The sequence below is a fragment of the Spongiactinospora sp. TRM90649 genome, from assembly GCF_029382225.1.
Lineage (GTDB): Bacteria > Actinomycetota > Actinomycetes > Streptosporangiales > Streptosporangiaceae > Spongiactinospora.
Window position 1 is genome coordinate 400,861 of the sequence record NZ_JARLTC010000002.1, and the last position, 22,822, is coordinate 423,682.

Annotated in this window: 20 protein-coding genes; 12 read left to right on the forward strand and 8 right to left on the reverse strand. The window is 70.5% G+C overall.

Features of this window, described 5'->3' with window-relative positions; genetic code table 11:
* Positions 1–157 precede the first annotated feature (157 nt).
* The 5 genes from raiA to mtrA all read right to left on the reverse strand — a co-directional run bounded on the left by raiA (position 158) and on the right by mtrA (position 6,629).
* A complete protein-coding gene (raiA, locus tag P3X83_RS01900) occupies positions 158–847 on the reverse strand; it encodes a ribosome-associated translation inhibitor RaiA (RefSeq protein WP_277303469.1) in 690 nt (229 codons plus the stop codon).
* Between the two features lie 630 nt (positions 848–1,477).
* Complete coding sequence (locus P3X83_RS01905) at positions 1,478–2,161, reverse strand: phosphoribosyltransferase family protein (protein ID WP_277303470.1); 684 nt, start codon at positions 2,159–2,161, stop codon at positions 1,478–1,480.
* Between the two features lie 165 nt (positions 2,162–2,326).
* Positions 2,327–4,150: an LpqB family beta-propeller domain-containing protein gene (locus tag P3X83_RS01910; RefSeq protein ID WP_277303471.1), complete on the reverse strand. Its 1,824-nt coding sequence runs from the start codon at positions 4,148–4,150 to the stop codon at positions 2,327–2,329.
* 20 nt (positions 4,151–4,170) lie between these two features.
* Positions 4,171–5,904 carry an MtrAB system histidine kinase MtrB gene (gene mtrB / locus P3X83_RS01915; RefSeq protein WP_277303472.1) on the reverse strand — a complete coding sequence of 578 codons (1,734 nt, stop codon included), beginning with the start codon at positions 5,902–5,904 and terminating at the stop codon, positions 4,171–4,173.
* A gap of 47 nt (positions 5,905–5,951) precedes the next feature.
* Complete coding sequence (gene mtrA / locus P3X83_RS01920; protein WP_277303473.1) at positions 5,952–6,629, reverse strand: MtrAB system response regulator MtrA; 678 nt, start codon at positions 6,627–6,629, stop codon at positions 5,952–5,954.
* An 807-nt stretch (positions 6,630–7,436) separates the two neighbouring features.
* On the opposite strand from mtrA, the gene P3X83_RS01925 reads away from it, so the two are divergent.
* The 5 genes from P3X83_RS01925 to P3X83_RS01945 all read left to right on the forward strand — a co-directional run bounded on the left by P3X83_RS01925 (position 7,437) and on the right by P3X83_RS01945 (position 12,678).
* Positions 7,437–8,342, forward strand: coding sequence for a glycerophosphoryl diester phosphodiesterase membrane domain-containing protein (locus P3X83_RS01925; protein ID WP_277303474.1), 906 nt, complete (start codon positions 7,437–7,439; stop codon positions 8,340–8,342).
* A gap of 2 nt (positions 8,343–8,344) precedes the next feature.
* Entirely contained in the window at positions 8,345–9,019 is a 675-nt protein-coding gene (locus P3X83_RS01930) for a DUF4129 domain-containing protein (protein ID WP_277303475.1), read from the forward strand.
* 65 nt (positions 9,020–9,084) lie between these two features.
* Positions 9,085–10,269 (forward strand): DUF4350 domain-containing protein, encoded by a 1,185-nt coding sequence (locus P3X83_RS01935; RefSeq protein WP_277303476.1) that lies wholly within the window; start codon positions 9,085–9,087, stop codon positions 10,267–10,269.
* Complete coding sequence (locus tag P3X83_RS01940; protein WP_277303477.1) at positions 10,266–11,231, forward strand: MoxR family ATPase; 966 nt, start codon at positions 10,266–10,268, stop codon at positions 11,229–11,231. Before P3X83_RS01935 ends, P3X83_RS01940 begins: the two co-directional genes overlap by 4 nt.
* Positions 11,232–11,280: 49 nt before the next feature.
* Positions 11,281–12,678 carry a DUF58 domain-containing protein gene (locus P3X83_RS01945; RefSeq protein ID WP_277303478.1) on the forward strand — a complete coding sequence of 466 codons (1,398 nt, stop codon included), beginning with the start codon at positions 11,281–11,283 and terminating at the stop codon, positions 12,676–12,678.
* Between the two features lie 118 nt (positions 12,679–12,796).
* On the opposite strand, the gene P3X83_RS01950 is transcribed toward P3X83_RS01945, so the two are convergent.
* A complete protein-coding gene (locus P3X83_RS01950; RefSeq protein WP_277303479.1) occupies positions 12,797–13,792 on the reverse strand; it encodes a stage II sporulation protein M in 996 nt (331 codons plus the stop codon).
* 116 nt (positions 13,793–13,908) lie between these two features.
* On the opposite strand from P3X83_RS01950, the gene P3X83_RS01955 reads away from it, so the two are divergent.
* Entirely contained in the window at positions 13,909–14,934 is a 1,026-nt protein-coding gene (locus P3X83_RS01955; protein WP_277303480.1) for an RDD family protein, read from the forward strand.
* A 436-nt stretch (positions 14,935–15,370) separates the two neighbouring features.
* Here the strand turns inward: P3X83_RS01955 and P3X83_RS01960 are convergent, their stop codons facing one another.
* On the reverse strand, positions 15,371–16,750 hold the full coding sequence (locus tag P3X83_RS01960) for a hypothetical protein (protein ID WP_277303481.1): 1,380 nt from the start codon (positions 16,748–16,750) through the stop codon (positions 15,371–15,373).
* A 252-nt stretch (positions 16,751–17,002) separates the two neighbouring features.
* Here P3X83_RS01960 and P3X83_RS01965 point away from each other — a divergent pair, with 252 nt between their 5' ends.
* The 6 genes from P3X83_RS01965 to P3X83_RS01990 all read left to right on the forward strand — a co-directional run bounded on the left by P3X83_RS01965 (position 17,003) and on the right by P3X83_RS01990 (position 22,010).
* Positions 17,003–17,644, forward strand: coding sequence for a DUF305 domain-containing protein (locus P3X83_RS01965; RefSeq protein WP_277303482.1), 642 nt, complete (start codon positions 17,003–17,005; stop codon positions 17,642–17,644).
* Between the two features lie 119 nt (positions 17,645–17,763).
* Positions 17,764–18,261: an SRPBCC domain-containing protein gene (locus tag P3X83_RS01970; protein WP_277303483.1), complete on the forward strand. Its 498-nt coding sequence runs from the start codon at positions 17,764–17,766 to the stop codon at positions 18,259–18,261.
* 53 nt (positions 18,262–18,314) lie between these two features.
* Positions 18,315–18,872, forward strand: a complete 558-nt coding sequence (locus P3X83_RS01975) for a dihydrofolate reductase family protein (RefSeq protein ID WP_277303484.1) — start codon at positions 18,315–18,317, stop codon at positions 18,870–18,872.
* 197 nt (positions 18,873–19,069) lie between these two features.
* Entirely contained in the window at positions 19,070–19,837 is a 768-nt protein-coding gene (locus P3X83_RS01980; RefSeq protein ID WP_277303485.1) for a nuclease-related domain-containing protein, read from the forward strand.
* Positions 19,838–20,033: 196 nt separating this feature from the next.
* Positions 20,034–21,212: a methyltransferase domain-containing protein gene (locus P3X83_RS01985; RefSeq protein WP_277303486.1), complete on the forward strand. Its 1,179-nt coding sequence runs from the start codon at positions 20,034–20,036 to the stop codon at positions 21,210–21,212.
* Between the two features lie 393 nt (positions 21,213–21,605).
* Positions 21,606–22,010, forward strand: a complete 405-nt coding sequence (locus P3X83_RS01990; protein ID WP_277303487.1) for a hypothetical protein — start codon at positions 21,606–21,608, stop codon at positions 22,008–22,010.
* A gap of 257 nt (positions 22,011–22,267) precedes the next feature.
* Here the strand turns inward: P3X83_RS01990 and P3X83_RS01995 are convergent, their stop codons facing one another.
* A complete protein-coding gene (locus P3X83_RS01995) occupies positions 22,268–22,774 on the reverse strand; it encodes a hypothetical protein (RefSeq protein ID WP_277303488.1) in 507 nt (168 codons plus the stop codon).
* Positions 22,775–22,822 lie beyond the last annotated feature (48 nt).

Below are 22,822 nucleotides of genomic sequence, written 5' to 3' on the forward strand. Positions count from 1 at the left end.
CGCGCACGCGGCGTCCCTCTCCTCGTACGAGACGCCGTGCCTCGTGGCTCGCTCGCTCACAACTCCTCCTCGCCGTGGGGTCTAGAGCCTCTGATCCGCCATGATTACACGGGTTCCGGCCTTCGGGACGGTCGAAAGGATCTTCATTTACCGGTTGTCACGCCTCCACGAGGCGAAGGACGCCGTAGTCGTATCCGCGGCGACGGTAAACGACGCTCGGCTGTCCGCTCTCCTTGTCGCGGAAGAGGTAGAAGTCGTGTCCGACGAGCTCCATCTCCAGCAGCGCCTGGTCGATGGTGATCGGGTCGGCACGGTGGAATTTCTCCCGGACCACCAGCGGTCCTTCGCCGTCCATCTCGATGGGCACGATGGGCTCCTCGTCACCGCGTGCGGTCGTGGTGGTCGGGGCCGCGCCGGCGACCGGGCGTTCGGCCGTCTCCAGGTTTCGCGGGGTCGGGGCGACCGCCGCGGGCTGAGGAACGATGTCCTGGTAGGCGGGGACGGAGGTCAGTTCGGCGATGGACGGGGGGTTGCGGTTGCCGTGGTGGACTTTGCGCCGGTCGGCTATCCGCCGGAGCCTGCTCTCCAGTTTGTCGAGCGCCAGGTCGAGGGCCGCGAACCGGTCGTCGGCCGATGCCTCGGCGCGCACGGCGGGGCCGCGCGAATGGATGGTGAGCTCGACGCGTTCCCGCTGGTCGGTGATCCGCGGGTTGCGTTCTTTGGACACCTCCACGTCGACTCGGATGAGCTTGCTGTCCAAACGCTCGATCTTGGCCAGCTTGACGGTCACATGGTCGCGGAACCGGTCACTCACACCGGTGTGCCGTCCCTTGACGATGACGTCCATGCAACAGCCCCCCTTCGTCCCTTGACAGTTGCAACGAACCCACCCGGTGGACCGGGTGACTTCCGGCGGACACGCAGATGACTCCTCCTTCACCTCGCAGTGGAGTCGTCACAGACGCTTCATTACCTGGAGGGGCGTCTGTTAACCGGGAATTTTGGTGGCACCCGTCCGGCCGACCTGGTCTTCGTCCCCACATCCGCCTGCTGAGGGGCTCGCGGCTCCATGCCACTACTGCCCTTCTCTCCTGGCGGAGGGCATCTGACCCTCCGGGGAGGCAGGACTTACCTCTAAGCCGCACCGTGATCGATCGACAAAAAGTCGTCTTACGTGGACCGTTTCGCCTGCGGCTGGCATCGGTTAGCAGAGCCGGGAGCCCCGGCCCTGCGCAACCACGGACCCGAACGGGTGCCATGTTCCGAACGCTATCCGGAACCTGCCCGAATGTCAGCCGTGGGATCTACCGGTTGATCACTTTGCGTGATTTTGTAGAGATGTGCCCACCCGGCAGATGCCCGGATTGCCAGGATTCGCCGTCACCACGGACCCGCCCACCGGCCGCTGAGCAGCACCGGCGACGGGACGGACACCGAGATGTGTCGCAACGGAGAGGGTAAGACGCAATACCACATATCACCCAACGTGACCAGCAGGTTTTCGGTCGCCTCGGCGTGTCGTTTCCGTCCCTCCACGGCCCCGCACATGGCGCGGACGCTCACCCGCGCGTTCCTGCGGCCTTTGGCGGGTCCTCGGGGTCGCCGCCAGGGTGACGGCCAATGGGACGCCTACTCCGGCCGCCCGTAGGGCACGTGCGGCCTCGGCGAGCGTCGCGCCGGTGGTCACCACGTCGTCGACGAGCACCGCGACGCCCTCGCCGCGCCAGGGCTCCCCGCCCCGGCGGGCCGGTGGGCACGCCCGGAAGGCCCCCGCGAGGTTGACGGCGCGCTCCGCCGCACCCAGCCGCGCCTGGTCGGCCACGTGGCCGCACGGCTCCACGGCACGGGCCAGGGTCACCGGCCACCCCTGCCGCGCGAGCGTGCGGACGGCGAGCGCGGCCAGCCGTCCGACTGGATCGTGCCCACGCCGCCGACCGGCCCCCGGCGCGCTCGGCACCGGCACCACCCCCACCGGCCCGCCGGGCACCACCTCCGCCATCGCCACCGCCAGCACCCCCGCCAACGCGTCCCCCAACGGCCCTGCCAGCGCCACCCGCCCCCGCTCCTTGTAGGCGATGACGGCCCGCCGCACCGGCCCCGCGTACTCCCCGGCCGCCCAGCACACCGGCAGCCCCAACGGCCCCGGATCCGGCCCCCGCACCGACGGCCTCCCCCGCACCGCCACCTCACACCCCTCGCACAGAACGGCCCCCGCCACCCCGCACCCCCCACACCGCGCCGGCAGCACCATCTCAAGCATCTCCCCGAACACACCCGCCACCCTGCCATCCACCACCGACAGTTTCCGTCCAGCCACCCTCCGCGGTTAGCCGAGGGGGAGGGTGGGGGAGGTGGTGTGGGATTTGGTCAGTTGTTGCCAGGTGCCCTTGGCGTCCCAGTAGAGGATTTCGCGTTTGTCCTTGTCGGTTTTGGAACCCTCGGCTCCCGCGAGGACGCGGTCTTCGAAGGCGGTGATGGAGGCGATGCGGGAGTCGGCCTTCAGGGGCTCGGTGGTGCCGTCGGTGACGGAGAGGGCCGTCAGTTCGCGGCCGGAGTTGCTGCTGGTGAGGATCAGGAGGGTGGTGGCGTCGCGCCAGGCGATGTCCTTGATCTCCTCGCCCTCGGAGGCCGTGACGAGTGTCTGCAGGTTGGCGATCTGGGGCTCGCCGCGTTCCAGGACCACGCCGACGCGGACGTGGGTGCCGGCGTCGTCCTCGACCACGGCGGCGACGCGGACGCCGTCCCTGGCCATTCGCAGGGCCTTGACGCCGACCGGTTCGAGGCTGGGGGCGGCCACGCGGACCTGCTGTTTGCCGTCGCTTCTGAAGACGCGGGAGGAGCGGTCACCCAGGCGTTCGACGGACCAGACGCGGTCGTAGCGGTCCCAGGAGGGCGCGGTGAGGGCCTTTCCGGTGATCCAGCGCCGCCACTGGCCGCCCTCGGTCAGAAAGGCCACGTCGACGCCGTCTCCGGGCTCGTTGAGCGCGGCGACCGCCCGGTTGCCCAATCCGGACATGGCGGGCTCGGTGTGCTTGCCGCCGGTCCGTCCGGCCTCTCCTGGGACGGGCGTCAGTTTGCCCTCGGCTCCGACCGACGACAGCGCGCCGTCCTTGAGCACGTAGGTGTCCTTGGGGCCGCCGGTCAGCCACGGGTCGAAGTGCCCGTAACGGTCGAATCCCACGCGCAGTACGCCGCCGGTGCCCGCGTAGAACGGCTCGCCGTTGATCCGGACCTCGACCTCCCAGCGCTCGGTGAGCTGGTTGAGGGTCCAGCCGATCTGGGCGGCCATGGCGTCGACGTCGCCGCCTCCGGCCCCCGTGGAGATCGCGTTGGCCGCGGCCTCGTTCACATCGACGATGATCTTGTCGTCCTCGGTCCAGATGTCGCGCAGCCGGGTGCCCGCGGGCAGCGCGTTGCCGACGGCCTCGCGCAGCGTGGCCGTCGGGCCCTCCAGCAGGCGCTTGACGATGCTCTCCGCGAAGTCGGTCCTCGGGTCCAGCGGGATCCGGACCTCGTCCACGACCAGGCCCCGCTTGCTGTGGTCGAGGTAGTAGAGCTTGACCGTGCGGTAGCTGCGCCGGACGTCGGCCTCGGTGAGCAGGAGCCCGTGGGGGACCTCGGCGATCCGCCACCCCTGGGGTTCCCGGACCAGCTTGAAGTCCTGGCTGAACGGCCGTCCCGACGGCTGCGGCTCGGCGGTGTACTTGCCCTCGTCGTTGATCGCCCCGGTGGTGGTGCCGCGCAGCGTGACGGTCGCCTCCTTGGCGTCCGGCGCGGGCGTGGACCCCGAGGGGATCGCCTGCTTGTCGTAGACCGTCACGCGCACGTTGGGCCGCCAGGTGGCGGCGGCCTCCGCCGTCAGGTAGCTCCTGGCCACGCTCCAGCCGGGATCGTCCACACCGGCCATCGCCGACAGGAAGCCCATCAGGACCTGCTCGGGCTTCCACTCGGGACGCGGCGGCATCGGGATCACCCGCACGTACGGCTTGCGCAGCGGGTCGCCCTGCACGCCCTGCTCGAACTCGGCCGGGCTGCCCGTCGGGATCGTCGCGCACGACGACGCGAGCAGCGAGCACGCCACCACGACGCCGCCCACGGCCAGCGCCCTGGCCCACCGGCCGATCACCGGACGCCCCCGCCGGGGATTCACCGGGCCCCTCCACCGGGGATTCACTGGGCGCCTCCGTCGAGAACGCGCTCGCCCGGAGCGGAGGTGAGAGCCGGGGTGATGTGCCCGCGCCAGGTGCGACGCATCTCGATCTCCGGCGGCACCAGCGACAGCGGCGAACCCTTCAGCTCGGTCCCGGCCACGCGCGGCAGCGAGAGCCGGAACTGCGACCCCTCGCCCGGCGAGCCCCACGCCTGCAGCCAGCCGCCGTGCAGCATGGCGTCCTCCCGGGAGATGGCGAGTCCGAGGCCGGTGCCGCCGATCGTGCGCGCCCGCGACGGGTCGGCCCTCCAGAACCGGTCGAAGACCATGTTCTCCTCGCCCGCCCGCAGCCCCACGCCGTGGTCGCGGACCGCGACCGCGACGGCGTCGCGGTCGGCTCCCACGGTGACCACGATCTCCTTGCCCTCGCCGTGCTCGATGGCGTTGAACAGCAGGTTTCGCAGGATGCGCTCGACGCGGCGGCTGTCGACGTCGGCCATGCACGGCTCGCTCGGCAGCCGCAGGTCGAACCGGGTGCCCTGCTTCTCCCCCAGCGCCTCGGAGTCGGCGACGGCGCGCAGCACGACGTCGCGCACGTCCACCGAGTCGACGTCGAGCGTGGCCGCCCCCGCGTCGTAGCGGCTGATCTCCAGCAGGTCGGCGAGCATCGACTCGAAGCGTTCGAGCTGGGCCTGCATCAGCTCGGCCGCCCGCGAGGCGGACGGGTCGAAGCCCTCACGGGCCTCGTAGAGCAGGTCGGCGGCCATCCGGACGGTGGTCAGCGGGGTGCGCAGCTCGTGCGAGACGTCGGAGACGAACTGCCGCTGCACCTGGGACAGCTCCTCCAACTGGTGGATCTTGAGCGCCAGGTTCGCCGCCATCTCGTTGAACGAGGCGGCCAGGCGGGCGAGGTCGTCCTCGCCGCGCACCTTGAGGCGCTCCTCCAGGCGTCCGGCGGCCAGGCGCTCGGCGGCCTGGCGGGCCAGCCGTACGGGGGTGACGACCTGGCGGGTGACCAGGGAGGCGATCGCCGCGAGCAGCAGGACCAGGGCGATTCCGACCACGACGAGCGTCTGCCGGACCGAGGACAGCAGTTCGGCCTCTTCCGTCAGCGGGAAGAAGTGGTAGATCTCGTAGCCGTTCTCGATGCGCACGCCGATCACCAGGCCGGGCTGGGGCTCGGGGTCGCCGATGTGGTAGAGCGTCGAGGTGAGCTGCGGGATCGGCTCGTTCAGTTCCTTGTCGCGCAGATCGTGTTCGAGCTTGGGCGGGATGCTGCGCGGATCGATCTCGTTGGTCGCCCGGGAGGCGCCCGGGACGGCGAGGTTCCTGATGATCACGGTGTACCGGCTGGACTCGCCCGCGCGGTTGGCCAGCGCCGTGGCGGCCCTGTCGATCGGCAGGTCGCCCGCGCTCTGCGGAGGGTCGCCCAAACCTCCGGCGCCGTGCTCGTCGGTCTCGGCCGACTGCTGGTTGAGCTGTCCCACGATCGCCGTGCGGTCGGCGAGGGCGTCCTTGCCCGCGGCGGCGACACGGCCCTGCACCACCGTGGTGGTGAACTGCGACATGAGGAAGAACCCGAGTACGGCGACGACCGCGACCGAGATCACCAGCGTGCTGGTGACCACCCGGAGCTGCAGCGACCGGCGCCAGAACCGCCGGATCCGGCCGGCGAGCCGGCGCGCTCGCCTGCGCACGCCGCGCACGATCTGCATCGGCGTCCTGCGCTTGGTCTTGCCTTTCCGCGGGGGCATGTCGGGTCCGTCGTCGGGGGGACGTTGCCGGGCCTTGGGGGCGGCCGTCAGGCCGGGCCGGCCTTGTAGCCGACCCCGCGCACCGTCACCACGATCTCAGGGTGCTCGGGATCCTTCTCGATCTTGGCGCGCAGGCGCTGCACGTGCACGTTGACCAGCCGGGTGTCGGCGGCGTGGCGGTATCCCCACACCTGTTCGAGCAGCACCTCGCGGGTGAACACCTGGCGCGGCTTGCGCGCGAGCGCGACGAGCAGGTCGAACTCCAGCGGGGTGAGGTTGATGGTCTCGTCGGTGCGCTTGACGGAGTGCCCTGCCACGTCGATGGTGATGTCGCCGATCTGCAGGATCTCGGGGGTCGGCTCGTCGGTACGGCGCAGCCTGGCGCGCACCCTGGCCACGAGTTCCTTGGGCTTGAACGGCTTGACGATGTAGTCGTCGGCGCCGGACTCCAGCCCGAGGACCACGTCGATGGTGTCGCTCTTGGCGGTCAGCATCACGATCGGCACCCCGGATTCGGCACGGATGCGCCTGCAGACGTCTATGCCGTCCGCTCCGGGCAGCATCAGGTCGAGCAGGACCAGATCCGGGCGGGTGTCGCGGAAGGCGTCGAGCGCCTTGTCACCATCGGAGACGAAGGAAGGTTCGAACCCCTCTCCGCGCAACACGATGCCGAGCATCTCGGCGAGAGCGGCGTCGTCATCGACGACAAGCACGCGTCCTTTCATGGCCCCTCTTTTGTTCTACGCAGTTTGGGAGTATTCGGGCGAACCCACACGATCCGTCGAAGGGTACCCTTGTCCAGCGGCCGGGCGGTACAAGGTCGAAAGCCATAGCCACCGGAAGCCGAATTTTAGGCGCATGCGACGTGAACGTGCCTGGATTCCCTCCCCCGAGTGGCCACAGCACCATCCGGCGGGGGCCGGACGGCTGTTGCCACAACCAGTCTGCGTTAAGGAACGGGCTTTCGGCCATCCCTCCGGGCCGATCGGCCGCACGATCATCATCGATCATCGCCGACCATCACACGGTCTCGCCCACCATGCCAGGATTGGGATATGTCAGACGGTCACGGCACCACGCCCGAGCCACCGCCTCACTGGGCGGCCGAACAGCCTCCCCCGTACGGCGGCGGCCCCGGCGCGTCCTCCTGGACCGTCCCGGGCGCGAACCCCGAGTCGGACGCTCCCGCCGGGCCACCGCCCCAGGGAGCACCGCCCCAGGGACCTCCGTTCCAAGCACCTCCGCCTCAAGGCCCCCCGTTCCAAGGACCCCCACCGCAGGGACCTCCGTTCCAAGGGCCTCCGCCTCAAGGCCCTCCTTTTCAAGGGCCTCCGCAGGGTCCGCCCTTCGGGCCGCCTCCGGGGCACGGCCAGGGGCCGTACCCCCAATGGCAGGGCCCGCCCCCCGCGCTGCGGCCCGGCATCATCCCGCTGCGCCCGCTCGGCGTCGGGGACATCCTGGACGGCACGATCAAGCTGATCCGGTCGAATCCCAAGGCCGTCCTCGGGCTGTCCACGATCGTCGCGGCCGTGGTGAGCATCCCCGTCGCCATCGGCCAGGCGGTGCTCGTCGGTGACTTCCGCAGCGTCCTCACCGACCCCACCCGCGCGAACGACCTTCCGTCGCAAGGGATCCTGGGTCAGTACGGCGGGGTGGTCCTCACCACGCTGCTCTCCTTCGTCGCGGTGACGATGCTGACCGGCGTGCTGACCCGCATCCTCGGCCGTGCGGTCTTCGGCGGGAAGATCACGGCGGGCGAGGCGTGGCGGCTGGTGCGGTCGCGGCTGCCGGCCCTGTTCGGCCTGGTCATGCTGATCGGCCTGGTCATGATCGCGCCGGCGCTGGCGCTCGTGCCGCTGATCAGCGTGGTGGCGTCCACCGCCGGCGTCGGCACGACGATGCTCGTCACCGTGGTGGGCGGGGCCGTGTACCTCGCCTGGGTGCTCTACTTCTACGCGCGGTTCGCCTTCGCCGCCCCGGTGGTCGTCCTGGAACGGCGCGGCGTGATCGACTCCCTGCGCCGGTCGTGGAACCTGGTCACCGGCAGTTTCTGGCGGGTGCTCGGCATCATGATCCTCGCCTACCTGATCGTGCTGCTGATTGGCTATGTCGTGAACATCCCGTTCACCCTGATCGCCTTCATCATCGGGTGGTTCGGCGACGGGTCGGTCGGCTCGATCATCCTCTCCACAGTCGTGTTCGTGATCAGCGGCACGGTCAGCGCGATGATCTCCTATCCCATCCAGGCGGGCGTCGCGGGGCTCCTCTACGCCGACCGCCGGATGCGCAGTGAGGCGTTCGACCTGGTGCTCCAGACCGCGGCCATCGAGCAGCAGCGCCAGGGCTGGGTCCACTCCTCCGCCGACGACCTCTGGATCCCCGGCTACGGCCAGACCGGACACGCCGGGCCCGGCCGGGATTCCGGGGGTTACGGGTAGCCGTGAGCCCGATCGAGATCGGACGCGACGCAGCCGCCGAGCGCGCGGCCCGGGAACTGGCCGAGGCCGGGTACCAGCACGAGCCGTTCACCGACTGGGTGGTCCGCGTGGTCCAGCAGTTCTTCGGCGACCTGCTGGATCCGCTCGGCAGCGGCGACGCCACCTCGGCCGGCATCTCCGCGCTGATCATCGTGGCCGTCGTCGCCGCCCTGGGCGGGCTGCTGTTCTGGAGCGCGCGGCGGGCCACCCGCTCGCGGGCCGCCACGGCGCGCGACGTCTTCGGCGACCATGTGCTGACCGCCGCCGAGCACCGCGCCCTGGCCGAACGGCACGCCGCCGAGGGCCGCTTCGCCGAGGCCGTCCGCGAGCGCCTGCGGGCCATCGCGCGCACCCTTGAGGAGCGCGCGATCCTCGACCCGCGGCCCGGCCGTACGGCGGGCGAGCTGGCCCAGGAGGCCGCGGCGGCGCTGCCCGTCCTCGCCGGTGAGTTCCACGCCGCCGCGCGGGTCTTCGACGACGTCACGTACGGCGAGGCCGAGGGCACCCCGGCCGGGTACGCCACGTTGCGCGACCTCGACGAGCGCCTCAAGACCACCAGGCCCGGCACACCCGCCGTCGCCGCGTCATCTGCGGCCTCCGCGTCCACCGTCCCCGGCCCTCCGGAGCGTCCCCGGTGAGCCTCTCCCCAGATACGACGGGAGATACGACGGCCAGGCCGTCCGAGCCCGTGACGCCCGAGCCTGTGGCACCTGAGCCTGAGACCTCCGCGCCGGTGACCCCGACGCTCCGTCAGGCCACCGCGCGCACCTGGCGCTCCTGGCGCGGGGCGTTGCTGCTCGCGCTCCTGGTGCTGAGCGGGGCGATCCTGATCGTCCTGATCTCGGGTGAGAACGAGCCCGGCAAGGAGCTCGACCCCGCCGACGGCAGCCTGGTCGGCAGCAGGGGACTGGCGGAACTGCTGGGCGAGGCCGGGGTCCGGGTCGTGCGCGTCACCGACGCCGCGTCGGCGGAGGCCGCGGCCACCGACGACTCCCTGCTCCTGGTCACCCACACCACCCGCGTCGACAGCGGTGAACTGGGCGAGCTGGAGCGGCTTCCGGGCGACCGGCTGATCGTCGGCGACTCCTACTACCGCAAGGTGCTCGCGCCCCAGCTCTCCCGCAAGGACGACGCGCGCACCCGGTCCCGTGACCCGGAGTGCGTGCTTCCCGCCGCCGCCCGCGCGGGCAGCGCCTACATGGGCGGCATGACGATGATGACGCCGACCGGCGGAACCGCCTGCTACCCGGCGGGCGAGGGTCACTCCCTGGTCTCCTACCCCTACGGCGGGCGCACGATCACCGTGGTGGGCGACGGCCAGTTCATGACCAACCTCCGGCTCGGTGAGGACGGCAACGCCGCGCTGGCCATGAACCTCGTGGGCACGCACCGCACCGTGATCTGGCTGACCGCGCCCGACGACACCGAGGGCGAACAGGTCGATCTGGCGGGGCTGGGCGGGCGGAGCCTCACCGACATGATCCCGCCGAGGTTCGGCTGGGCCGCGATCCAGCTCGCGATCGCCGTCGTCCTGGTGGCCCTGTGGAGGGGCCGCAGGCTCGGCCCCGTGGTGCCGGAACGGCTGCCCGTCGTGGTGCGGGCGGCCGAGACCGTCGAGGGCCGGGGGCGTCTCTACCGGGCGCGCAGAGCCCGCGACCGGGCCGCCGCCGCTCTGCGGTCGGGCACCCGTCACCGGATCGTCCCCCGGCTCGGGCTCGGGGCCGACGCGTCCATGGACGCGGTCACGACCGCGATAGCCACACGAACAGGGCAAGATGCACATCAGGTGAGAAGCGCCCTCTACGGGCCGCCGCCCGCCGACGACGCGGGGCTGGTCGCCCTCGCCACCTATCTGGACACCCTTGAGAGGCAGGTTCGAGACTCGTGAGCACACCTGACGTCGCCGCCGATCGCGCGCTGTCGGCGCTCTCGGAGCTGCGGGCCGAGGTCGCCAAGGCCGTCGTCGGCCAGGACGCGGTCGTCACCGGCCTGGTCATCGCGCTGCTGTGCCGGGGCCACGTGCTGCTCGAAGGCGTGCCAGGAGTGGCCAAGACCCTGCTCGTCCGCACCCTGTCGGCGGCGCTGGCGCTGGACTTCAAGCGCGTGCAGTTCACCCCCGACCTGATGCCCGGCGACGTCACCGGCTCCCTGATCTACGACGCGAAGACCGCCAGGTTCGAGTTCCGCCCCGGGCCGATCTTCACGAACCTGCTGCTCGCCGACGAGATCAACCGGACGCCCCCGAAGACCCAGGCGGCGCTGCTAGAGGCGATGGAGGAGCGCCAGGTCAGCGTGGAGGGCGACGCCCGGCCGCTGCCCACCCCGTTCGTGGTCTGCGCCACCCAGAACCCGATCGAGTACGAGGGCACCTACCAGCTCCCCGAGGCCCAGCTCGACCGGTTCCTGCTGAAGCTCACCGTGCCGCTGCCGCCCCGCGACCAGGAGATCGCGGTGCTCGAACGGCACGCGCAAGGTTTCGACCCGCGCGACCTCAGCCACGTCAAGCAGGTCGCCTCGGCCGAGGACCTGGCGGCGGGACGCGCCGCCGTCTCACAGGTCCACGTCGCCCCCGAGATCCTCGGCTACGTGGTGGACCTGGCCCGGGCCACCCGCCAGTCCCCCTCGCTGCAGCTCGGCGTCTCACCGCGTGGCGGAACCGCCCTGCTCGCGGCCTCCCGCGCGTGGGCCTGGCTGTCCGGCCGCACGTACGTCACGCCCGACGACGTGAAGGCGCTGGCCCGCCCGACGCTCCGGCACCGCGTCCAGCTCCGGCCCGAGGCCGAGCTGGAGGGCGCGACCGCGGACGGCGTGCTCGACGGCATCCTGGCCTCCGTCCCCGTGCCGCGATGACGGCCGCGACGAACACGAGGACTTCCGCGACGGGCCGGCGGGTTCCGCCGTGGCGCTGACCGGGCGGGCGGGGCTGCTCGCCGTACTGTGCGCGGTGGTGGTGCTGGTCGCGCCGCGATCCGTGCTCGCCATCGTCGGGGCGGGCCTGCTGCTGCTCGCGCTCATCGTGTTCGACCTGGCGCTCGCGGGCGGCGTCCGCGAGCTGCGGTTCCGCAGGGACGGCGACCGCCTGGTGCGCCTGGGCCAGGCCGCCCGCGTGGACCTGATCGTGGAGAACCCCGGCCGCAGGCGCGTCCGGGGGGTGCTGCGCGACGCGTGGCCGCCCTCCGCCGGGGTCACGCCACGTCACCTGCCGCTCGACGTGCCCGGCGGCGAGAGCAGGCGGCTCGCCCTGACGCTGTCGCCGACCAGGCGCGGCGACCGCGAGGCCGTCCGGGTGACGGTCCGCTCGCTCGGCCCGCTGGGCATCGCGGCCCGTCAGGGGTCGCACCATGTGCCGTGGTCGGTACGTGTGCTGCCGCCGTTCCTCAGCCGCAAGCACCTGCCGTCCAGGCTGGCCAGGCTGCGCGAGCTGGAGGGCCTGCACCCCGCGCTGGTGCGCGGCCAGGGCACCGAGTTCGACTCGCTGCGCGAGTACGTGGTCGGCGACGACGTACGCTCGATCGACTGGCGGGCCAGCGCGCGCCGTCACGACGTCGTGGTCCGCACCTGGCGGCCGGAGCGCGACCGCAGGGTCCTGATCGTGCTCGACACCGGGCGCACCTCGGCGGGCCGGGTCGGCGCGGCGCCGATCCCGCTGGCGGGCGAGATCCCCGCCGCCGCCCGCCAGGCCGACGCGCAGCGGGCGCTCGACGGCTTCCGGGGCGAGATCCCGATCCCGCCCGGCTGGCCGCGTCTCGACTGGTCCATGGACGCCGCGCTGCTGCTGGCCGCGCTCGCCGCCCGCGCGGGCGACCGAGTGGACTTCCTCGCCCACGACCGGTCGGTGCGTGCGTGGCTGTCGGGGGCGGGCCGTACCGAGCTGCTGTCGTCGCTGGTCAACGCGATGGCCCCGATCGAGGCCGAACTGGTCGAGGCCGACTCCAGCGGCATGGTCGCCGCCGTCCTGGCCAGGGCCAAGCGCCGCTGCCTGGTCGTGCTGCTCACCGACCTCAACTCCGCGTCGCTGGAGGAGGGCCTGCTGCCGGTGCTGCCGCAGCTCTCCTCGCGTCACCTGGTGCTGCTGGCGGCGGTCTCCGACCCCAAGGTCGCGGCCATGGCCGCGACCCGTGGCACGGCGGAGCAGGTGTACGACGCGGCGGCGGCCGAACGGCTGGCCGCCGACCGCCGGGCCATCACGGCGCGGCTGCGACGGCACGGCGTCGAGGTGGTGGACGCGCCGCCCGACGAGATCGCCCCGGCGCTCGCGGACGCCTACCTCGCCCTGAAGGCCGCCGGACGCCTCTAGCGCCACCGTGGCCCCAGTGCGCCCTTGGGGGTTCCGGAGAGGGCGTCCGGGGCCGCACAGGCGACCTCAGCGCCGCGGACGGCACGGCTCACCGGCCGTCCGCACTGCCGTCCCTGCCCTAGCCGGCCGTCGGGGCCACGTCAGGGGCGCGTTCGATGTCGCCGGTCTCGTCGCGGGCCAGCGCGCGGCGGCCGAACACCACGACGTACACGAGGAAGATCACCTCGGCCGCCGCCCCGATCGCGATCCGCGCCCACGTGGGCAGCCCCGAAGGAGTGACCATGGCTTCGATCAGGCCGGAGACGAACAGCACCGCGATCAGGCCGAGGGCCACGCTCATCACCGCGCGCCCCTGCTCGGCCAGCGCCTCACGCCGGGTGCGCGGTCCGGGGTCGATCACCGTCCAGCCCAGGCGCATGCCGACCCCCGCCGCCAGGAACACGGCGGTCAGCTCAAGCAGCCCGTGCGGGGTGATCAGGCCGAAGAAGACGTCGAGCCGGTCACGCGAGGCCATCAGCCCCGCCGAGACGCCGACGTTGGCCGCGTTCTGCCACAACACCCATGGAATGGGCAGGCCGAGGAACAGCGAGAACACGATGACCTGCATGGAAACCCAGGCGTTGTTCAGCCACACCTGGCCCGCGAACGACGTGGCGGGGTGCTCGGAGTAGTAGTCCGCGAAGTCGTGCTCGACGAGCTGCCTGATCTCCTCGGGCGAGCCCACCGCGGCCTGCACCTGCGGGTCGCCCGCGACCCAGAAGCCGAGCACGACCGCCACGACGGTGAACGCCGCCGCCGAGGCCAGCCACCACCAGCGGGCCCGGTAGGCGACCACCGGGAAGGTGACGGTGACGAAGCGGGCCAGCTCCCGCCAGGCCGGGGTGTGCGCCCCCGTGACGGCGGAGCGCCCCCTCGCCACCAGGCTGGACAGCCGTCCGATGAGGATCGGGTCGGCGCCCGCCGAACGCGCGATGGACAGGTGCGTAGCCACCCGCTGGTAGAGGTCGACCAGCTCGTCCACCTCGGCCCCGGTGAGCGAGCCACGACGGCGGATCAGCCGGTCGAGCCGGTCCCAGGCGGAGCGGTGCGCCATGACGAACGCGTCGATGTCCACACCGAGAGCCTATTCGTCCCGCCGCTGGGGAGGCGGAAACCACCGCGAACCGGACGGCCGACCGTGCCGGGTGGATCAGGAGGCCGGCGAGCGGGCGGGTCGGTAGGCTTTCCGGTGTGTCCGATGTCGTGATCGGCGAGGCCGTTGTCGTCGAGGTTCGTCACGCGCAACTGCCCAGCCGGGCGGTCGCGGTGTTCATCGACCTCGTCGTGCAGTTCGTCCTGCTCGTCGGCGCCAACCTGCTGCTTGAGAACATCGTGCCGTTCACCGACCTGGCCATGCTGACCGCGCTGTCGATCCTGCTGAGCGTGCTGGTGGTCGTCGGGTACCCGGTCGCCTTCGAGACCCTGTCGCGCGGGCGCAGCCTGGGCAAACTGGCCATGGGCCTGCGGGTGGTGAGCGACGACGGCGGGCCCGAGCGGTTCCGGCAGGCGCTCTTCCGCGGCCTGGCCGGGGTGCTGGAGTTCTACATGTTCCTCGGCGCGCCCGCGCTGATCAGCTCGCTGGTCTCCGAGCGGGGCAAGCGCCTTGGCGACGTCTTCGCGGGCACCGTCGTCATCTCCGAGCGCGCGCCGCGCGACCGCTCGCTGCCCGCCGCGATGCCGCCGCAGCTCGCGGCCTGGGCCTCGCGGCTCGAACTCTCCGCGCTGCCCGGCGAGGTGGCGAGCACCGCCAGACAGTACCTGGCCCGGTGGTACGAGCTCTCGCCGAACGTCCGGCACGAGATGGGCGTGCGCATCGCGACGCAGGTTTCGGCCTACGTCTCCCCTCCTCCGCCGCCGGGGGTGCCGCCGCACGCGTACCTGTCGGCGGTGCTGGCCGAGCGGCATCGCCGCGAGGGGATGCGCCTGGCCAGGCAGGCCCAGCAGTCGTCACAGGCCACGCAGGCGCAGTTCACGCAGGCGCAGTTCACGCAGTCGCAGTTCACGCAGGCGCAGTTCACGCAGGCGGCGGCCATGCCGTACGGCGGACCGGCCCCCGCCCCCACGTACCCGGCCCCCGCCCAGCCGTACGGCCCGCAGGGCGGATACGGACACGGAGCGCAGAACCAGGGACAGGTTCCCGGAAACACGCAGGTCAGCGGGCAGATGGGCGGCGATCCCGCCGGACCCACCCCCGGAGGATTCGTCCCACCTGCGTGAGATTAGCGCCACATTTCGGCATAGAGACCGCAAAGCAGGGCAAGTGGGTCAAAGCGGGCGATGGGGCATTGCTCGCTCAAGGGGGAGTGGGGACCGCTCGCGTATGAGGGAGAGGCTACGCGGGCGGTCCCCCTTTAATCCGGTGTCCCCCCATGTCCGGGAACGGCTCCATGGTGACTGGCCGGAGGAGCCGCCGCCCGGGGAGATGCCGCCTATGACGAAACCGTGTTTACGGCCTCCTGTCGAGATGGTGGAGCCGGAGGTTACGCAACCGTTGAGCGGGCGCGATCGCAGGGTGATACCAATCCCGTGTCGATCCATCACCGAATCACTACATGATCGGATTGACGCGCCGGTCTGACGGCCCCTCCCGGCCCCGGTTTCCGAAGGTTCCGGAGCCCGGGAGGGGCGCCTTCGCGTGGATCGGCGGACAGGGTCAGTCCCGGCCGTGACCCCGGCCGCGCTCGCCGTACGACTGCTGGGTCTGGACGTTGAGGATGTCCATCCGCACGCCGTTGGCCTGGTTGGTGCGCTTGTCGTTGAGCTTCAGGATGTCGAAGCCCTTGTTGAACTCGCTGCCGTAGATGTAGCCGTTGTAGTAGTACGCGGACCAGTACCCCGCGCTGAGCGGCACCGAGAACGGCCCGCGCTCGAAGTAGGCGATCTCCTGCGGACGCGTGGAGTCGGTGAAGTCCCAGACCGAGATGCCGCCCTGGTACCACGCCTGCACCATGATGTCCTTGCCCTTGACCGGGATCAGCGAGCCGTTGTGCGCCACGCAGTTCTCGGTGTCGGCCTGGTAGCGCGGGATCTTGAAGTAGCTCTTGAAGACCAGCCGGCCACGGTGGATGTCATAGATGGCGTCGGCTCCGCGCGTGGGTCCGGTGGCCTCGTTGCAGGTGGCGGCGCCGCCGCCGCCCAGCTCGTCGGTGAAGACGACCTTGTCGCCCCGGTTGTTGAACGTCGCCGAGTGCCAGAACGCGAAGTTCGGGTCGGTCACCCGGGCGATGATCCTCGGCTGCTCCCGGTTGGAGATGTCGAACAGCACACCGTCGCCCATGCACGCGCCCGCCGCGATGTCCTTCTCCGCGTAGGCGGTGATGTCGTGGCAGCCGGAGGTCGGCAGCAGCAGGCCCGGCTGAGTCTCGTTACCGCCGTCCGGGAACACCACGGGGGTGCTCACGATCGCGGCGGCCGACGGGTCGTTCAGCGGGACCTTGATGATGGTGATCTTGTCGTGCGGCGGCTTGCAGTTCGGGAAGTTGGGCGCGGGCAGGTAGGACGACACGTAGATGTAGACGGCCTTGCCCCGCTTGTCCGGGACGAGCGTGTGCGTGTGCGAGCCGCAGTCGGTCTCGATCGACTTGATGTACCTCGGATTGGCCTTGTCCCTGACGTCGAAGATCCGCACCCCCTCCCACGACTCGGGGATGGAGGCGCTCTGCGCGGTGCTGCTGCACGAGTCGTTGTTCCTGGACGAGTCCACCGACCCGAACAGCAGGTTGCCGTACACCGAGACGTCCATCTGCGACCCCGGGCACACGACCGAACTGACTGCGGTCGGTTTACGGGGGTTGCGAATGTCGTAGATGGAAAGTCCACCGTAGTTACCGACATACGCGTAGTTACCCTGGAAGGCGATGTCGGTGTTGATGGTGTTGGTGATCGGCGCGGGTTTGGGGATGTTGGCGATATGAGCCACATTGGGGCTCATCACGATCTCCTCAGGCCCGGGGATCGCCAAAGCCTGTGCCGGGATCCCCGAGAGGACCAGCGCGGCCGTGGCCCCCGCGGCGATGAGGATCCGAGCGGTCATACGGGCCCTTTTTAGGGTGGACACGAAGGACCTCCTAGCTCCCACTCACACCTGGTAGGTGCGCACAAATACGCCAAAGTCTCTCCCGCGTATCTCGTTCCATCTAGGCCGCAACGTGTCAAGAAAAGTGATTGTTTGTCACCTTTACGAAGGGCGTTGATCAGGGTTAGGGTGCACGCTTGATGAGTCATGCCAGGCGATTCGGTCAGGTCAGGCGAGCAGCCGAAACGCATGACGACGGAAGGGAGTGACGTGCGTCCCGCGCTATCCGTCGCCGCGGCCGTACTCACCATCACCGCCGTACTGACCGGCGGGTGCACGGCCACCTCCACCGGCGCCGCGGCGCCGTACACCGCCGCCCCGGACGGCCCGGTCATCGCACCGGGCAGGCCGGGCGAGGCGGCACGAACACTCTCCCCCGGCGAGGCGGCCACCGCCGTCCCCTCACCCACCGCGAACGCCGCCGACGTGCGGTTCGTCCAGGACATGGTGGTCCACCACCGCCAGGCCATCGCGCTCAGCGCGCTCGCGCCCACCAGGGCGTCGGCGGAGCCGCTCAAGCGCTTCGCCGCGCGGATCGAGGACGTCCAGGGGCCGGAGATCTCCATGATGGTCGCCTGGCTGCGCGAACAGGGCCAGAAGGTCCCCGACCACCACACCGCCCACCAGAACATGCCAGGAATGGCCACCCCAGAGCAGGTCGCCCAGCTCACCGCCGCGTCCGGTCCCGCCTTCGACCGCCTCTACATCCGGTTGATGACCGTCCACCACCGGGGCGCGATCACCATGACCACCAAGGTCCTCACCGAGGGCGCGCACACCCGCGTGCAGGAGATCGCCGAGGACATCTCTGTCACTCAGGCCGCCGAGATCGGCCGCATGTCCCGCCTCTGACGGGTAGGCCGAAAGGCGATATCGGATGGACCGTAAGAAGATGAGAGGAGAACCGTAAGGCGAATCCGGGAGTGTAGGCCGTGCCGGAAGCGAGCCGCACAACCGAGAGGTCCACCCCGATGAAGACCGCCGAGCACGAGATCGCCGGGCACAAGGCGACCGAGTACGAGATCGCCCGTGACTTCGCCGCCGTGCCGCCTGAGCAGGTGTACGCCGCGTGGACACGCCCGGAGCGCCTCGCGAGGTGGTTCGGGCCGCGCATCTTCACCACGCCTCCCGACCGGGTCGTCCTCGACCCGCGCCCCGGCGGCTCATGGCAGGCCACCATGCTCGGCGAGGACGGTTTCGAGGTCACGCTGGGCGGCGTCTACCGCGAGGCCGTCCCGCCGGCCAGGCTGGTCTTCACCACGGGCGACCCCGACGACCCCGGCGACGCACCGGCGTCGGTGGTGACCGTGACGCTCGAAGAGCGTCCGGACGGTACGGCGATGCGCTTCCATCAGTTCGGCATCAATACCACCGCAGAGCACGCCGAACAGGCCAGAGCGGGATGGATGGAGTTTTTCGACAGGCTCACCGAGCATCTTGCGGCTAAGCTCACGCCGATCGACTCGTGATCGTCAGCCGACCCATCCCATCCCCCACATTCGAGTCGAATAGGAGTCCGACCATGCGCAAGATCGTCAACGCCACCTACATGAGCCTCGACGGCGACATCTCCAACATGCAGGACTGGCACTTCGAGTACTTCGACGAGGACGCCGAGCGCGCGGCCAACGAGCAGCTCTTCGCCAGCGACGCGCTGATCATGGGCCGGGAGACCTACGACGGCTTCTCGACGGTCTGGTCCGAGCGCGGCGACGCCGACGAGTTCTCCGCCCGGATGAACGAGATCCCGAAGTACGTCGTGTCCTCCTCGCTGAAGGACCCGAGCTGGAACAACACCCACGTCATCTCCGAAGACGTGGCGTCCCGCATCAGGGAACTGAAGGAGCGGCCGGGCGCGAACATCCTGCAGTACGGCTTCGGCTCGGTGACCCGGCTGATGCTGGACAACGGCCTGCTCGACGAACTGCGGCTCTGGATCCACCCGGTCATCTCCGGCAAGGCATCCGCCGAGGAGCTGCTCTACCGCGACGCTCCCAAGACCAAGTTCACCCTCGCGGGCACCGACGTCCACAAGAGCGGCATCATCATCCTCCGCTACGAGGCCATCAAGCCCGAGTAACCCCGCCCGCCGCCGACCGGCCCCCTGACCCCACCGGTCGGCGGCTCCGCCGTACCGAAGACCTCCAAGCGGCCTCGCTCCGGCGCCCTGGCGTACACCTGACACTGTCGGTGGCCACACGTACGCTCAGTGCAGCTCCCTCCGCAAGCGCGCTCCGCTCCCTTCCGTAGCTCGTCCGCAGCTTGGAGGTTCTCCCCATGGCGTCCGTGCCCTCCCATCGGTCCCGCCCCCGCGTCTCCAACGCGGGCGCGTCGGCACATGCCCGCTACCGCACCGAACTCGCCGCCGGACGTCCCCGGCGCCTCGCGCTCCGCGCCGTCATGACGGCGGCGGCCGGCGTCGCGGGCTGGCTCCTCGTCGGCTGGCAGGCGGGCCTGGCGCTCGCCGTCATCGCCGCGGTCGCCGACACGGTGTACCGCTGGCGACGGCACGAGGCCGTCCGCACCTGGCGGCGCGGCGCGCTCGGCGAACGCCGTACGGCCCGCCGCCTCCGCCGCCTGGAACGCGCCGGATACCTCGTGCTCCACGACCGCGCCCTCCCCTACGGCCGCGCCAACGTCGACCACCTGGCCATCGGCCCGACCGGCGTCTTCGTCATCGACAGCAAGGTCTGGCACCGCGACCGCCGCATCACCCGCCGGGGCCGCTACGTCAACGTCGGACGCCGCTGGGGCTCGGACGAGGTCCGCTCGGCCGCTTACGAAGCCACCTCCGTGGCCAAGGCCCTGAGCAAACGGCTGGCCACCCCCATCGAGGTCACCCCGGTCCTCGCCGTCCACGGCCCGTACGTCCCCCTGCGCGGCCTGACGGTGGACGGCGTCAAAATGCTCCGCGCCACCGTCGTCCCCAGCTGGATCATGCGCCGCAAAACCCGAATCACCCCCGACCTGATCACCCGCCTCCAGTCAGCGGCTGAAGACCTCTTCCCCATCTACACCGAACAACCCTCCTCCCCCTCAACGTGACCGACAGGCCACTTGCCGATCGCATACGCGTAGCCGTACCGTCACGCTGAGCAGTCATCGAGGGAGGGGTGCCCATGGGCAAGCACGAAGACCCTAAGAGTCCTAAAGACCAGCCGGTCACCGGGCCGAAGAACCCCAACCCAGACAGGAACCCTCGCCCCGGCGGGGCCCACACCAAGCCGGGCGAGAAGAAGTAATGACCGACGCCACCGCCACGGAGATCGACCGTCTGATCGGCGAGATCGCCTTCGTCAACGCTCCCGAAGCCGTCATCGGCGCGTTGCGGGCGGTGGCGCGTCACCGGTTCATCCCGGCCCTCGGACTCGCCGCGCCGCTGGATGCCCCTCCGTACCTCATCGACCGCGACGCAGCCCCCGAAGACTGGCGAAAAGCCGTCTACAGCGACGTCTCCATCGTCACCCAACTAGACGACGGCGCGACGGACCTCGGCGGGAACCTTGCCGGGAACCTCGGCGAAACGGACTACACCTCCTCGGCCTCGGCCCCCAGCGCGGTGGCCGACCTGCTCACCCTGCTCGATCCGCTGCCCGGACATCGGGTCCTTGAGGTCGGCACCGGTACCGGCTGGACCGCCGCCCTCCTCTCCCACCTGCTCGGCGAGACGCGCGTGACCTCGATCGAGGTAGACGCGTCCGTCGCCCGAACCGCCGCCAAGAACCTCGGCGACGCCGGGTTCCAACCCCACCTGATCGTCGGCGACGGCGCGGACGGCTGCGCCGAGCGGGTGCCGTTCGACCGGGTGCACGTGACCTGCGGGATCCGGCGCGTGCCGTACGCCTGGGTGGAGCAATGCCGCCCGGGCGCGGTCATCGCCGCGCCCTGGTGCCCCGGATTCGGCACCGACCACGCGCTGCGCCTGGTCGTCACGCGGGACGGCACCGCACACGGCCGGTTCCCCCGCTTCGCCTCCTACATGATTATGCGCTCCCAGCGCCCTCTGGCCGATCAGCCGGCCCGCGACGACGCCGACAAACACCACCTCACCACGACAATCGATCCCCGCACGATCGCCTGGGCCCCACCCGGAGCCGACCTCGCCATCGCCGCCACCACCGGCCTCACGTCCAACACCGCCGGCGACACCGACGAAGCCGGCGACCTGCATCGCCTCTGGGTCTCCGACCCCACCGCCCCCCACAGCTGGGCAGCAGCCGTCTGGCGCCCGCACACCGACGAGTACCAGGTCTACCAAGTCGGCGACCGCCCGGTATGGGAGGAGACCGTCGAGGCCTACTTCCGCTGGATCTCCCTGGGCGAACCCGACCGCGAACGATTCGGCATGACGATCACCCCCGAAGCCCAACACATCTGGCTGGACCACCCAGACCACGTCATCTCCCCTGAGCGTCCTTAGCCCGTCCGCCGCGAACAGTCTGTCCGGGGGTCAGGCCGCGCCCGGACGGGGGCCCGTGCCCGCTCATGTGAGGATCTCCCATGCGTCCCCGGCCACCGTCACCGTCGCATCACCCCGCCGATGCGCGGTCACCAGCGTCATGCTGTACCGATAGACCGAACCAGCAGCGGTGAGCACCAACCGTGCCAGGCGCACCCGCCCCCGCCGATCGCGGCCTGTGGTTCGACCAGAGCCTGGTCTATACGCTCGCCGGAGACGCGAGCCGGGCCGGTGCGGTCCACGACGGGCTGCTTCGGGGCACCCGTCCGGAAGACGCCTCGTCATCTTGGAAACCCCACAGAACCGGACGCGACCGAGGACGGGGCGGTCGTTTTCGTTTTCGTTGGTGAGTGCGTGGGCACCTGGGGTTTCCTGGAGTTCGACCATGGCATCCCCGCGGACCATATTCTCACCGAACTCAGCAGAGATTCACGCGTGTGGACGGTCACCCTGGGCCCGCGCGGCCATTGCGCACCCCGCTACACGGCGGGCGGCAAGACCAGGGCCGAGATTCAGAGTTTCGTCTTCGGCGACCACATCGTCGAAATGGGCGATCCGAGCGTCCTCGCTGATTTCCGCACCACGCCGGCCGGCCTGGATCCGGAGGACTTCGACGGCAGGCGCGCTGCCGCCCTGGCCTTCGTCGAGGCAGCCACCGGCATGGGAATTGAAGGCGAGTGGCCCGACGCGGACGAGGCTCCTGTCGCCATACTCGACAACCCCGGCCGCCTGACTGCACCGCCGACCGCCTCTGCCTGAGCCCATCGGGCGGCCTCGCCGTCCTGCCATACGTGATCGGGCGCCCCTCGGATACGACCCTCTGCGGCGGGCGGCCCCGTCGGGCCAGTTCGGTTCCACGAGCGCCCGGTCCGCCATTGTGGACGACTCGGATCCCCCTCTATGCCGGTGGGCCGGGACTGATGTCGCCCCGGCCCACGTCGCGGTTCCGCTATTCGAGCCTCACGGCACGAACACGGCCCGGGCGCCCTCTTCCCACCGCCTCACGATCGCCTGCCTCAGATCCACTGGGCCCGGATCTTGAAGGTCATGATGTCGTCATTCCACTCATCACCGACGTATGGGACCGGCCCAGCCCGCGTGGGGCTCCACGTTCCCCACCGGTCGTTGTAGTCGGTGAGCCAGCACCGTCCGTGGACCCGGAAGGAACTGAGCGCCCAGCCCCAATACCTGGCGGAGAAGTCGAACGTGTAGCCGGCGGCGTCGCAGGTGCCGTAGTCGCCATAGATGCCGGAACTACCGCCACCGAAATTGGCGTGCTCGTAGAAGGTCATCAGCAACGAACGATCGGCGACCGCCGACGCGACCGTCTTCTCGTTTCCGCACACCTTGCGGAGCGGCTTGGGCTTCCTATTGGGGTCGGCCTTGTCGGCGATGAAAATGCATTTCTCTGGACCGCCGGTGGTGGCGGACGCGCTGGCGGAGGTCGCCAGCGGGGCGGCTACGAGCAGCGCTGTCATGACGAGCGCGTGCACCAACAACCGCCGGATGGATCGGATTCTCATGCTTCCTCTTCCCCCGTAAGGCTTGTAAAGCGTGACTATAAATTTCAT

Excerpts from the sequence above, each read along its gene's own strand:
- raiA (WP_277303469.1), bottom strand. The coding sequence starts at position 847 with ATGGACGTCATCGTCAAGGGACGGCACACCGGTGTGAGTGACCGGTTC.
- mtrB (WP_277303472.1), bottom strand. The coding sequence starts at position 5,904 with ATGCCCCCGCGGAAAGGCAAGACCAAGCGCAGGACGCCGATGCAGATC.
- mtrA (WP_277303473.1), bottom strand. The coding sequence starts at position 6,629 with ATGAAAGGACGCGTGCTTGTCGTCGATGACGACGCCGCTCTCGCCGAG.
- P3X83_RS01960 (WP_277303481.1), bottom strand. The coding sequence starts at position 16,750 with ATGACCGCTCGGATCCTCATCGCCGCGGGGGCCACGGCCGCGCTGGTC.
- P3X83_RS01970 (WP_277303483.1), top strand. The coding sequence starts at position 17,764 with ATGAAGACCGCCGAGCACGAGATCGCCGGGCACAAGGCGACCGAGTAC.
- P3X83_RS01975 (WP_277303484.1), top strand. The coding sequence starts at position 18,315 with ATGCGCAAGATCGTCAACGCCACCTACATGAGCCTCGACGGCGACATC.
- P3X83_RS01980 (WP_277303485.1), top strand. The coding sequence starts at position 19,070 with ATGGCGTCCGTGCCCTCCCATCGGTCCCGCCCCCGCGTCTCCAACGCG.
- P3X83_RS01985 (WP_277303486.1), top strand. The coding sequence starts at position 20,034 with ATGACCGACGCCACCGCCACGGAGATCGACCGTCTGATCGGCGAGATC.
- P3X83_RS01995 (WP_277303488.1), bottom strand. The coding sequence starts at position 22,774 with ATGAGAATCCGATCCATCCGGCGGTTGTTGGTGCACGCGCTCGTCATG.